Source organism: Nocardia sp. NPDC058518 (assembly GCF_042719655.1).
Taxonomy (GTDB): Bacteria; Actinomycetota; Actinomycetes; order Mycobacteriales; family Mycobacteriaceae; genus Nocardia.
The window spans coordinates 78,458-90,987 of record NZ_JBHXNJ010000009.1 but is presented as its reverse complement, the minus strand read 5'-3'; the positions used below and the strand labels follow the sequence as shown (position 1 = coordinate 90,987).

Sequence of the window (12,530 nt, the reverse complement as noted above, 5' to 3'; positions counted from 1 at the left end):
CGGTGGACCTCACACTCTGGCGTAGCGGTTGGGGACGGTGGTCGACAGACCGAGTAGCCCGCGCAGGGAACTGTCGGGGTAGCCGGTGCGGAACGATCCGCGATGTTGGAGGGCGGGCACGAGCCTGCCTGCGATCGCGGGCAGGTCATCGACCGCGACACCAGGACGCAGCCGGAATCCGTCGACACCCAGATCGCTCCACGCGGCAAGCAGATCAGCCAGGTCTTCGGCGCTGCCCGCGAAAATAGCTGCGTCGGAACTGAATTCGGTGCCCGACAGTTCGTTCAGGCGGTCGAGGCGGTGGCTGCCGGTGTCGTCGTCGGTGTCGAGGAAGACGACCAGGTCGGCGTACACCCGCAGTGGTTCGCCCACCCTGGTCGCACCGGCGGTCGCCACCTGTCGCAGGATTTCCACCGGTCCGTGCTCGCGCGTGGGTGTGACGAACACGAGATCGGCTGCCGCAGCGGCGAATTCGTAGATGCGTGTGGCGTGGGCGAGTGCCGTGACCACCGGCTGGCCCTGCGGCGGGCGCGGGGTGATGGCGGGACCCCGGACGCTGAAGAAGCGGCCTTCGAAGTCGATGTAGTGCAATTTGTCGCGGTCGATGAAGCGGCGGGTGGCGACGTCGCGGATCTCCGCGCCGTCCTCCCAGCTGTCCCACAGGCGCCGCACCACCTCGACGGCGTCGATGGCCTCCTCGAACAGTGCTTCGGCGTGTTCGGGGAGCTTGCCGGTCGCGATGATGTCGGCGAACTCGGCGGGTGTCGGGTCGGTGACCTCGCGGCGCCCGAAGTGCTCGGCTTCCTCGGCACCGGCCGAGACCCTGACCTGCCAGCCCGCGCGGCCGCGGGAGGTGTAGTCGAGGGTGGCGATCGCGGTGGAGACGTGGAACGGCTCGGTGTGGGTGGTCGTCACCGTGGGGATCAGCCCGATGTGGCGGGTGATCGGGGCGAGTGCAGCGGCGATGAGGTGCGCGTCGAGCCGGGCGCGAACCTGGTCTACGGCGTCGTCGGCGCGGGCGTGCAGTGGACCGGGGACGCGCAGGCTGTCCTCGATGGTGACGAAGTCGAGCAGGCCGCGCTCGGCCGTGGCGACCAGGTCCCGCCAGTATCCGGCGGTGAACAATTCGGTGGGCCGCGAGTTCGGTGCTCGCCAGGCGGCCGGGTGCCAGCCCGCGCCGTCGAGCGCGACACCCAGGTGCAGTGGGTTCGGTGCCATCGTCTGCCATTTCTGTGGTTCTGTGAACGGTGGCTGGTGCAACGCTCGATGGCGGGCACCGTCTCGCGCGCCGGGTAGGAGTGCCACAGTCGACTCACGGGCGTCGGCTCGATGCCGCCATCGATCACGCGTGGCCAGCGGGGGTGACTGGGGGAACACGCGTGACCCGCTGCGTTGATGTCAACTGTTGAATTCAGGCCGATCGACGGGAAATAGGCCCGTGATGCTTTGCGCGGCATCGGCAAACCGTGATCACGATCGCCCTACCGGCTGTCGTCCGGGGTCGGGTGGCGATGATTGTGTGGCGGCGTGAGATCGTCGACCACCACCAGGTTTCCGCCGGACTGTTTGGCCTGGTACATCGCCGCGTCGGCTGATTGCAGCAGCCGGTCCGGCGTCGGGCGTGGACACTGTGGGCAGATCATCGCGTCGAAGACGGCCACGCCGACGCTCGCGGTGACCAGCACAGCGGTTTCCGCCGGTTCGGCCACCGCCTGGCACAACCGTTCGGCCTCGCCGCGCGCGGTCGCCGCGCCGATCGGGGCGGCCACCACGAATTCCTCCCCGCCGGTGCGCGCCACCACTGCCATGTCCCCTGCGGCATCGCGCAACCGGTGCGCGGTCCGGACCAGGACGATGTCGCCGATGCTGTGGCCCCAGGTGTCGTTGACGGTCTTGAACCGGTCGAGGTCGAAGCAGATGACACAGATCGCTGGACTGCGGTCCATCAGTTGCGGCAGCCGGTTCTCGAGGCCCCGGCGGTTGAGCAGCTCGGTCAGCGGGTCCGACAGCGACTCGGTGCGCAGTAGCCAATAGAGGAGCTGGTACGCGGGCATCGCGCCGGCCATCGACGCGAGCAGTAGCGCGACCGCGACCGCCAGGTGGACATCGCCGCCACCGGTGGCGATCCGCACCGACAACACCAGCACCGACAGCACCGACCAGGCCGAATGCACGGCCAGCGCCCGCGCGCTGTGGAAGAAGCTCAGGTAGCTGCCGGTGACCAGGAGCAGTACCGTGCCCATCGCACCGAACAGCCGGTCCTGGAGCTGGAGGAACTCGATCGTGAACAGCACGTCGGCGCAGGCGATCAGCAACAGCGACTCGGTCCTGCTCGGCCACGGCAGCAGCCACCAGCGCGCTGCCCACAGCGTCCCGGACAGCACTCCGATCGTCGAAGCGATGCCGGGATCGCCGGGCGGCCCCACCGGTGTTCCCGCGATCACCACGCCCATCACAGCGATCGCCGCTCCCGCGGTGCCGATCAGGAGCTTGAGCGGTGTCAGCGCTGATCGAGCAGCCAGGGTGCGCACCAGCCAGCGGTAGTCGACCGGGTCCTTCCACCAGGCGCGCAACGTGCTGCCGTTGTTCATCGCCCCACCCTCGGTCCCGACCGCTCGTGCCGTATGTGAGAAATCCAGAAATCCCACCAGCTCATCGGCAGAGTCTAGGTCGGACCCTTTCATGCCCGACGTGTGCGTGTGTGTCGCAGCCCACTGCGGACGTGTCGGAGCTGTGGGACCGGGGCGGCGCGGTGGATCAGCTCGGGACCGGGACCGCGCCGTCGGCGCGCAGGTACGGGTCGATCGCGGCAGCACGGGCGAGTGTCGCCGTGGCCATCTTGATGTGCGCGGCATCGACGAGTACCCCGTCGACGCCGACAGCGCCACGGCCCGCCGCCTCGGCCTCGCGGTAGGCGGCGATATTGCGTTGCGCCAGCGTGATTTCCGCTTCGGTGGGGGAGTAGACGGTATTGGCGATCGGTACCTGGTTCGGGTGGATCGCCCACTTGCCGGTGTATCCGAGCAGCGAGGCGCGCTGGGCGTCGCGCTCGTAGCCCGCGAGATTGCCGTAGTCGGGGAAGGGCGCGTCGATGGCGTCGATCCCCGCGATCCGGGCCGCGACCAGCACCTTGTTGCGGGCGTAGTGCCAGAAGTCGCCCGGGTAGTCGCCGAGCGGTTCGAAATTGGTGTCCACCCGCGCGCCCTGGGACAACGAGAAGTCGCCGACGCCGAAGATCAGCGTGTCCACCCGCGGGCTGGCGACGGCGATCGCCTCGGCATTGGCGAGTCCCTCGACCTCTTCGATCAGTACCTCGAGGCGGATCTTGTGCTCCAGCCCGAGCTTGTCCTCGAGCTGGGTCAGCAACACGTCGACCCACCACACATCGCGGGCGGTGCGCGCCTTGGGCACCACGATCGTGTGCAGGTTCGCGCCTGCGCGGCTGACCACCTCGATGATGTCGTCGTGGCACCAGCGGGTGTCGAGGGCGTTGATCCGGATCGCGGGAACCGTACGGCCCCAATCCAGTTCGGTCAGCGCCGTGATCGCCTTCTCCCGCGACTGCTCCTTGAGCGCTTCCGGGGTCGCGTCCTCGAGATCGAGGAACACCAGATCCGCGCCGCTGGCCAGGGCCTTGGCGAACATGTGGTCGTTGCAGGCGGGCAGCGCGAGCTCGGAGCGCCGGATCAGCAGGGTCATCGTGGAATCCTTTGTCGTGGTGGGTAACTCACAGCACGCCGCGGCTGTGTAGATCGTCGATGGTGTCGGCGGCGAGGCCGAGCAGTTCGCCGTAGACCTCGGCGTTGTGCTCGCCGAGGCGGGGGCCGAGGTGCGATACCCGGCCCTGCGCCTCGGAGAAGCGCGGCACCGGCGCCTGCACGGTCATGGTGCCGAGCTCGTCGTCGGCGACGGGGACGAACACCTCGCGGTGACGTAGCTGCTCGTCCCGGACGAGATCGGTGATGTCGTAGACCGGTGCCGCGGCCACCTGTTCGGCGTCGAAGACCTTCATCGCCTCGGCGAGGGTCTGTCGCGAAACCCATTCGGCGACAACGTCGTCGACCTCGCGGGCGCGGGCAAGGCGGCGCTGCGGATCACCGAAGTCCACGTCGTCGATCAGGTCCGCACGGCCGATCGCGCGGAACACCCGCAGCGCCAGCGCGGGGGAACTGCCCGACATCGCCAGCCACTTGCCGTCGGCCGTGCGATAGGTGTTGCGGGGTGCTGAGATATCCCACCGGTTGCCCGCGCGCTGGGCCACGGTGCCGAGCTGGTCGTAGCTGAGCAGGGTCTGCTCGAGCAGGCGGGTGAGCGGGTCGACCAGGTTGATATCGATCAGCTGGCCCGGCCCGCCGTGCACGTCGCGGTGGTAGAGCGCCATGAGCACGGCGTAGGCGGCATTGAGGGAGGCGACGCCGTCGGCCAGCATGAACGGCGGCAGTGTCGGCGGGCCCTTCGCCTCGCCGGTGATGTGGGCGAAGCCGCTCATCGCCTCGCCGAGCGTGCCGAAACCGGGACGCTCGCTCTTGGGTCCGGTCAGCCCGAACCCGGTGATGTGCAGCATCACCATGCGCTCGTTGACCGCGCGCAGGCTCGCGTAGTCGAGGCCCCATTTGCGCAGGGTCTGCGGCCGGGTGTTGGTGACCACGACATCGGCGGTCGCGACCAGCCTGCGCAGCAGCTCCTGGCCCTCGGCGACGCGCAGGTCCAAGGTGATCGAACGCTTGTTGCGCGACACCGACTTCCACATCAGGCCGACATCGTTGCGCTGCGCACCCCAGGTCCGGATCGGATCACCGCCGATGGGTTGTTCGATCTTGATCACCTCGGCGCCGAATTCGCCGAGGTAGGTGGCGGCCAGTGGCGCCGCCGCGAGCGTGGCGAGGTCGAGCACGCGCACGCCGTCGAGCATGGCTCGGCTCATGTCACACCACTGTGCTCGTGGGCCGGACCGGCGCGGGCCGGGACAGGCCCAGGTGCTCGCGCAGAGTCGTGCCCTCGTAGGCGGTGCGGAACAGGCCGCGTTGCTGCAGCCGGGGCACCACCATCCGGACGACGTCCTCGAACGAACCCGGCATGTGCGTGGCCGCCAGCACGAAACCGTCACAGGCATCGCCGTGGAACCACTCGGCCATCTGATCGGCGACCTGTTCGCCGGTGCCGACGAACCGCGGGCCCTGCAGCAGCGTCGCGCGATGACCCGCGAGGTCGCGCACGGTGACGGTGCCGCCGATATGGGTGCGCAGGTTCTGCACCAGGCCGCGGATACCCGAGACCGAGGCGATCAGCTCGTCGGTGACCGGGTCGTCTAGATCGTGCTGGGAGAAGTCGTAGTTCATCAGCTCCGAGAGCAGCGTCAGCGACGCCATCGGATGCACCAGGTCCTCTAGCAGCATCGCCTCGCGCTCCTTGGCGTGCTGCTCGGACTCGCCGACCACCGCGTAGGCCATCGGGCAGATACGCACCGAGGCCGGATCGCGGCCCGCGTCGGAGATCCGGGCCTTCTGGTCGGCGTAGTGGTTGCGGGCCACCTCGAGGCCGGGGTCACCGGTGAAGATCAATTCCGCCCAGCGCGAAGCGAAATCGCGACCGCGACCGGAGGAGCCCGCCTGGATGATCACCGGCCTGCCCTGCGGTGTGCGCGGCACGGTCAGCGGGCCGCGCGCGGAGAAGAAGCGGCCCGAATGCCGCAGTTCGTGCACCTTGGCGGGATCGGCGAAGTAGCCGGCCGCGCGGTCGTGCACGATCGCGCCGTCGTCCCAGGTGTCCCACAGGCCGCTGACCACCTCGAGGAACTCGTCGGCGCGGTCGTAGCGCTCGTCGTGCCCGAGATGGGCGTCCATGCCGAAGTTCTGGGCTTCGCTGTCGTTGACCGAGGTCACCACGTTCCACGCGGCCCGGCCCGCGGAGAGGTGATCGAGGGTGGCGAAGGTGCGGGCGACGTGGAAGGGCGCGTAGTAGGTCGTGGAATACGTTGCGCCCAAGCCGATATGGGACGTGCTCTGCGCCAGGACGCCGAGGACCACCCCCAGATCCAGCTTCACCGGACGGGCGCCGGTGCGCACCGCCTCCTCGACCGAGCCGCCGTAGATGCCCGGCATGGCCAGCCGGTCGTCGAAGAACATCAGGTCGAAGCAGCCCTCCTCCAGTTGCCGCCCGACCTTCGCGTAATACGACGCGTCGAGGTAGCCGTGCTCGGTGGCCGGGTGCCGCCAGGAACCCGAGTAGACCGAGGTGTTGCCCGCTTGCATGAACGCGACCAACGTCATCCGGTCGCCGTGCCTCATCGCCATAATTGGAATGTAACATCTGACATATCAGATTTCAAACCTGGTACCTCTCGACTGTTAAGCTTCGCGGATGGCAACCGACATCGCAGGGACCGTGCGCGAACGGGCAGCTCGTGAGCTGCGCGATCGCATCCTCACCGGGGCCTTGCCCGCCGGCGCGCGTATCGACCTGGACGCCATCACCGACGAGTTCGCGACCAGCCGCACGCCGGTGCGCGAGGCCCTGCTGGAGTTGTCCTACGAGGGCTTGGTGCGGGTCGCGCCGCGCAGCGGGATCACGGTGATCGGGATCAGCCCGGCCGACATCATGGACAGTTTCACGATTCTCGGCGTCCTCACCGGGCAGGCCGCGGCCTGGGCCGCGCAACGCGCGAGCACCCCGGAACTGGAACAGCTGCGCGCACTCGCCGCCGATGTCGCCTCGCGCTCCGGTGACGACTCCATCGGCGACGCCAACTGGCGATTCCACCAGGAAGTGCACCGGGCGGCGCACTCACCGCGGCTGCTGACCCAGATCAAACAGGCTGTGCGAGTGGTCCCGTCGAACTTCCTGCGGTTGTTCCCCGACCACGAACAGCACTCGCTCGATGATCACGATCAGCTCATCGACGCGCTCGGCGAGCGTGATGCGGTGCGGGCCAGGGCGATCGGCGAACGGCATGTGCTGGACGCGGGCCGCTCGCTCACCGAATGGCTGGAACGCAACGCGGGGCCGAAGTCATCCTCGGCGTGACAGCTGGGCCCCGGTGACGGCGTGAACGAGTCGGCCGGGCAGCTCGGGTTCGGTGCTCGCGCGGGTGATCACGTGCAGGATGATCACGCCGACGAGCGCGTCGGCGATCTGCCGCAGTGGCGCGTCGCCCGCCAGTTCGCCGAGTGTGCGCGCCGCTTCGAGGCGGGACTGCAACGCTGAGGACGCGCCGAGTGCGTCGCGCAATTGCAGGCCGACCCGCTCGTCCTCGGCCGCGGCCCCGACCAGTGAACGGAACAGCACCGCGTTGCGGGGCTCGTCGGCGAACTCGAACACGGTGGTGAGCCAGGTCGTGAGATCGGCGCGCAGGTCGCCGGTGTCGGCCGGGACGAACGACTCAGGGAGCAACAGGCCCTCGAGCAGGCAGTCGGCGACGAGGCCCGCCTTGGACGGCCACCACCGGTAGATGGTCTGTTTGCTCACTCCTGCCTCGGTGGCGATGCCCTCGATCGCGAGGTGATCCCAGCCGCGCAACGCGAATTGGGTTGCGGTGGCGTGCAGGATCGAGATCCGGGCTGCCTCGCTGCGCACCGCTCCGCGCCGTCCCTGCGTCATGGTCGAGATCCTACCGCGATTACCTATACGGACCGTCTCGTATAGTTGGTGCACCACCGAGGTGAGGACAGCAATGGCGGAATTTCTGTACCGGTTGGGCATTCGCTGCGCGCGCGGACCGTGGACGGTGATCGGCAGCTGGCTGGCGATCCTCGCGATCGGGGGAGCGGGGTTCGGGATCGGGTTCGCCGGGCTGGCAACATCGTTCGACATTCCCGGCCTGCCGTCATCGAAGGTCGTCGCCGACCTCGAAGGCGCGCTGCCGGAATACGCCGGTGCCTCGGGCAGCGTCGTGTTCCGTACGGTCGACGCGACGCCGCTGACCGAACAGCAGCGGGCCGCGATCACCGAGCTGGCGGGCGGCCTGGCCGAATCTATCGATGTGGCGAGGGTTTTCGATCCGTTCCGGATGGAGCAGGAGCGTGTGGCGGGCCGGGCCCAGGTGACCGGCGGAACCCAGTTCATCTCGGCGGGCCGGGCCCGTTCCGACGCCGAACAGGCTCAGCTCGACTCCGCCCTGGCCCGGGTGCGGGCCGAACGCACCGCGCTCGAGGCTCGCATCGCCGGCACCGGTGACCCGACGGGATCGCTCGGGGATCGGCGGCGCGCCCTCACCGCCGAGGAGGCCGACGTCGACGCGGGACTCGCACGGCTGGCCGCGACCCGCACCGGGCTCGACCGGCAGGCGGCGATGCTCGCGGACGGCACCGCCATTCTCGCACTGGCCGAACCGATTCGCGCCGTCTCGGCGGACGGGTCGACCGCGGTGGTAGCCGTGAGTTTCACCGAGCCGCGGCTGGAACTGGCCGACAGCTCGAAACGCGCGATCATCGACTACGTCGAACGGCATCCGATCGACGGGGTCGAGGTCGGCATCTCGGGGGAGATCGCGCAGGGCATGCCCGCGATCTTCGGGGTCGCCGAGCTGGTGGGGATCGGGTTCGCCGCCCTGGTGCTCGGCCTGGTCCTGCGCACCCTGGTCGGGGCGGCCATCCCGCTGGTGAGCGCTACGACCGGGGTGGCGGTGGCGCTGCTCGTCGCGCTGTCGTTCTCCGGCGTCGTGCAGATGATGATGACCACGCCCATTCTCGCCGTCATGCTCGGGCTGGCGGTGGGCATCGACTACTCGCTGTTCGTGGTCAACCGGCATCGGCGCCAGGTCCTCGGCGGCACCGAACTGGTGGAGTCGATCGGGCTGGCCAACGGCACGTCCGGCAACGCGGTCGTGTTCGCGGGGGCGACGGTGGTCGTCGCGTTGTTGTCGCTCAACGTGATCGGCATTCCGTTCCTCGGGCTGATGGGGACGGTGGGCGCGTTCGCGGTGGTCGTCGCAGTGCTGCTGTCGATCACCCTGACGCCCGCCCTGCTCGGTCTGGCCGGGCGCCGGGTCGTCGGGCGCGGTGGCGCGGGAGCATCGGCGGCGACCGAGGAGCCGATCGAGCCGATGCGGAACCGGCGTGCGGTGGGGACGGTCGTCGGTGTGGCCGCGGTGCTGTTGCTGATCGCCGCGCCGGTGCTGTCGATGCGCGTCGGGCTGCCAGACGGTTCCACCGAGCCCGCCGGGTCGCACGCCCAGCGCGCCTATGTCATCACCGAGGCGGAATTCGGTGCGGGCGCGAACAGTCCGTTGCTGGTGACCGCCCAGCTGCCCGCCGACCTCGACGACGCGGGCGAGGTGGCCGCGCAACGGCGGGTCGCGGCCGCGATCGGCGAGGTGGACGGAGTGATCGGGGTGGCGGCCGTCGCCGTCGCGAAAACCGGTGGCCTTGCCGCGTTCCAGGTGCTGCCGGAGGGCGGGCCGAACAGTGATGTGACCGCGCAGGTCGTCCGGGAGCTCCGCGCGCAGGAGGCGATCGACGGGATCTCGCTCGGCGTCGCCGGGCAGGCGGCCATCGACATCGACATCTCGGAGCGGCTGGCGCAGGTGCTGCCGCGCTATCTGGCGGTCATCATCGGACTCTCGCTGCTGATCATGATCATGGTCTTCCGTTCCCTGCTGGTGCCGCTGGTGGCGACGGCGGGATTCGTGCTGTCGCTGGCCGCCACCTACGGTGCGCTGGTCGCGGTGTTCCAGTGGGGGTGGGGGTCGGCGATCATCGGGCTCGAGACGCCCGGTCCGGTGCTGAACTTCCTGCCGATCATCCTGGTGGGCTTCCTGTTCGGGCTCGCCATGGACTATCAGCTGTTCCTCGCCTCGGGGATGCGGGAAGCGCTGGTGCACGGTGCGTCGGCGCGGGTCGCGGTGATGCGGGGGCTGCGCGCGGGGCGGGCGGTGGTGTCGGCGGCGGCGCTGATCATGGCGCTGGTGTTCGGCAGTTTCGTCTTCGCCGAGTCGGGCATCATCCGCTCGATCGGGTTCGGGCTCGCTGTCGGAATCCTGTTCGACGCCTTCGCCATCCGGATGCTGCTCATGCCCGCCCTGCTGCATCTGCTCGGCGAGTCCGCCTGGAAGCTGCCCGCGCGGCTGGACCGGTTGATCCCGAATGTGGATGTGGAGGGAGCGGCGCTCGAGCGGCGCCGGACCGCTGTGGCCGAATGAGGACGGCGGTCAGCGCACCGAGGGGACGCGCGCGGCCGCGAGCGAGGCGGCGTTGCTGTGAAAACCCTCGATCACCGGCACCGTGTCGGTTCGCGTTTCTGCCGCTGCCAGCGCGCGTCCCTTGAACGCCCGCGCCGCGCGGCTGAGGCGATGGCTCATCACCTCGACTCGGTTCTCGAACTCCTCGGGCAGCGGGCCCCACAGCACGATCTCGATCAGATCGTGCTCCAGACAGTTCAGCACGCCGTCGCGGACCCGGCTGTCGGACCGGAGCAGATCCGGTGCGACGGCCAGCGCGTCGGGCCAGGTGTGGTGCACCGGAACAGCCAGTGGCCCTTCGAGTTCGAGCACACTCGCGCCGAGAATCTGCAGCGGCAGCAGATCGGTGACATCGGTGAGAACCGCATTCACGTCCCAGCCTGCCATCGACCGGTCGAACAGCCAGCCACCGGCGTGGGTGACCACCTCGCGGGCGTCGGTCGCCAGTACAGCCAGCCGGTACCGCAGCGGGTGCCGGTGCGCGTAGGCCCACCAGTCGACGATCGGTCCTGCGTCCTGGGCAACATCCACGAACAGTCCATTCCGAGAGATCGAAGCGCTTTTCAGCAGTCGTACTACAACTCCACCGGCGCTGAGAGGGGAAATCGGGAAGCTGTCCGAACGGACAAATCTGGACGGTCGACCTGGTAGGGGCGGGCGGAGCGGTGAGGTCAGTTGAGGAGAATCACATTTCCTAAAATTAGAACGAAACTCTTGACCACGGTTTCACCCCGGTGCTAAGCCTGTCTTCGACAGATGTAGCCATGCTGGCTGTGACGCCGAAGGGGATCCGCGATGACGCTGCGATCGGTTCTGGACGAAATACGCGAACGACCCGGAAAAGGCGAGGTCATCCCGATCATCGACCCGGTGACCGAGGAGCAGATCACCGAGTTCACCGACTGCGGTCCCGAAGCGGTGGACGAGGCGGTGGCCCGGGCAAGGACCTCCTTCGAGTCCGGCGTCTGGCAGGGGCTGCCCGGGCGTGAACGGGCCAAGATCATGTGGCGGATCGCCGACCTCATGGACGAGCACGCGCAAGAGCTGGCGGAGCTCGACTCGCTCAATACGGGAATGCCGCTCGCTCAGGCGAATATGATCGTTCCCACCTGCGCGGAGTTCTTCCGCTACTACGCGGGCTGGTGTACCAAAATCAACGGCTCGTCCTACGAGGTGCAGATGACGGGCGGCGTCTCCGGCGCCTACGCCGACATGCACGCCTACACCCTCAAAGAGCCCTACGGCGTGGTCGGCCTGATCTTCCCGTGGAACGGGCCGGTGTTCAACGCCTGCGCGAAGCTGGCCCCCGCGCTGGCCGCCGGCTGTAGCAGCGTGGTGAAACCCGCTGAGGAGACACCGCTTTCGGCGCTGTTGCTGGATCGGCTGATCGCCGAAGCCGGCGTTCCCGACGGTGTGGTGAACCTGCTGACGGGCTACGGGCACACCGCCGGTGCGGCGATCACGGCACACCCCGATGTCGAGAAGGTGGCCTTCACCGGCTCCACCGAAGTCGGCAAGCAGATCGTGCAGGCCTCGGCGGGCAATCTCAAGAAGGTGATGCTCGAGCTGGGCGGCAAGTCGCCGGTACTGATCTTCGACGACGCCGACCTCGACATGGCGGTGATGATGGCCGCGATGGGCATCTTCGTGCACTCCGGCCAGGGCTGTGTCTGCGGTTCCCGGATCTTCGTGCAGCGCGGGGTGTACGAGCGCGTCGTGGAGGGCATCGCCACGGTGGCGAACAACCTCAAGCTGGGCGGCCCCAAGGAAGAGGGCACCATGATCGGCCCGCTGATCAGCGCCAAGCAGCTGACCCGCGTCATGGGCTATATCGACGAGGGTAAGTCCGACGGTGTCGAGGTGGTCGCCGGTGGGCACCGCCTCGACCGCAGTGGCTATTTCGTCCATCCCACCGTGCTCACCAATGTGGATCCCGCGACGAGCAGGCTCTACCGCGAGGAGATCTTCGGCCCCGTGGTGACGGTGCTCCCGTTCGACGACGAAGACGAGGCGGTCGCGATGGCCAACGACACCTCCTACGGGCTGGCTGCCACGGCGTGGACCACCAACCTCAGCCGTGCGCACCGGCTCGCCAAGCGGCTGCAGGCGGGCACCGTGTCGCTGAACTGCCAGCTGGTGTTCGACCACGGGGTGCCCTTCGGCGGCTACAAACAGTCGGGCTGGGGACACGAGTTCGGGCGCGAAGGTGTCGAGTCGTACATGAAGACGAAGTCGGTCTGGGCGCAGCTCTGAACCGGTAGCGGGGGGGGGCGGGGGCGGGGGCCGGGGGGGGCCCCGCGCCGCCGCGGGGGGGGGCGGGGGCAGCGAAGGCCCCGCGTGTGCCGCGCCCACCCCC

General features: G+C 68.7%; 10 protein-coding genes. 3 read left to right on the top strand and 7 right to left on the bottom strand.

Annotated features, from left to right (window positions below; translation table 11 throughout):
* Nucleotides 1-9: 9 nt before the first annotated feature.
* The 5 genes from ACFWPX_RS17790 to ACFWPX_RS17770 all read right to left on the bottom strand — a co-directional run bounded on the left by ACFWPX_RS17790 (nt 10) and on the right by ACFWPX_RS17770 (nt 6,293).
* On the bottom strand, nt 10-1,218 hold the full coding sequence (locus ACFWPX_RS17790) for an LLM class flavin-dependent oxidoreductase (RefSeq protein WP_378928313.1): 1,209 nt from the start codon (nt 1,216-1,218) through the stop codon (nt 10-12).
* Between the two features lie 263 nt (nt 1,219-1,481).
* The gene (locus tag ACFWPX_RS17785; RefSeq protein ID WP_378928312.1) at nt 1,482-2,591 is read right to left on the bottom strand and encodes a GGDEF domain-containing protein; all 1,110 of its coding nucleotides are present in this window, start codon (nt 2,589-2,591) and stop codon (nt 1,482-1,484) included.
* Nucleotides 2,592-2,757: 166 nt separating this feature from the next.
* A complete protein-coding gene (locus ACFWPX_RS17780) occupies nt 2,758-3,699 on the bottom strand; it encodes an HpcH/HpaI aldolase/citrate lyase family protein (protein ID WP_378928310.1) in 942 nt (313 codons plus the stop codon).
* 28 nt (nt 3,700-3,727) lie between these two features.
* Nucleotides 3,728-4,912, bottom strand: a complete 1,185-nt coding sequence (locus tag ACFWPX_RS17775) for a CaiB/BaiF CoA transferase family protein (RefSeq protein ID WP_378928467.1) — start codon at nt 4,910-4,912, stop codon at nt 3,728-3,730.
* A gap of 13 nt (nt 4,913-4,925) precedes the next feature.
* Entirely contained in the window at nt 4,926-6,293 is a 1,368-nt protein-coding gene (locus ACFWPX_RS17770) for an LLM class flavin-dependent oxidoreductase (RefSeq protein ID WP_378928309.1), read from the bottom strand.
* Nucleotides 6,294-6,360: 67 nt separating this feature from the next.
* Between ACFWPX_RS17770 and ACFWPX_RS17765 the strand changes: the two genes are divergently transcribed.
* The gene (locus ACFWPX_RS17765) at nt 6,361-7,023 is read left to right on the top strand and encodes a GntR family transcriptional regulator (protein WP_378928307.1); all 663 of its coding nucleotides are present in this window, start codon (nt 6,361-6,363) and stop codon (nt 7,021-7,023) included.
* On the opposite strand, the gene ACFWPX_RS17760 is transcribed toward ACFWPX_RS17765, so the two are convergent.
* Entirely contained in the window at nt 7,009-7,596 is a 588-nt protein-coding gene (locus ACFWPX_RS17760; RefSeq protein ID WP_378928306.1) for a TetR/AcrR family transcriptional regulator, read from the bottom strand. The genes ACFWPX_RS17765 and ACFWPX_RS17760 overlap by 15 nt on opposite strands.
* Nucleotides 7,597-7,669: 73 nt before the next feature.
* Between ACFWPX_RS17760 and ACFWPX_RS17755 the strand changes: the two genes are divergently transcribed.
* Nucleotides 7,670-10,135 (top strand): MMPL family transporter, encoded by a 2,466-nt coding sequence (locus ACFWPX_RS17755; protein ID WP_378928305.1) that lies wholly within the window; start codon nt 7,670-7,672, stop codon nt 10,133-10,135.
* A 9-nt stretch (nt 10,136-10,144) separates the two neighbouring features.
* Here the strand turns inward: ACFWPX_RS17755 and ACFWPX_RS17750 are convergent, their stop codons facing one another.
* A complete protein-coding gene (locus ACFWPX_RS17750) occupies nt 10,145-10,705 on the bottom strand; it encodes a hypothetical protein (RefSeq protein ID WP_378928304.1) in 561 nt (186 codons plus the stop codon).
* A gap of 264 nt (nt 10,706-10,969) precedes the next feature.
* On the opposite strand from ACFWPX_RS17750, the gene ACFWPX_RS17745 reads away from it, so the two are divergent.
* Nucleotides 10,970-12,427 carry an aldehyde dehydrogenase family protein gene (locus tag ACFWPX_RS17745; protein WP_378928303.1) on the top strand — a complete coding sequence of 486 codons (1,458 nt, stop codon included), beginning with the start codon at nt 10,970-10,972 and terminating at the stop codon, nt 12,425-12,427.
* Nucleotides 12,428-12,530: the final 103 nt, after the last annotated feature.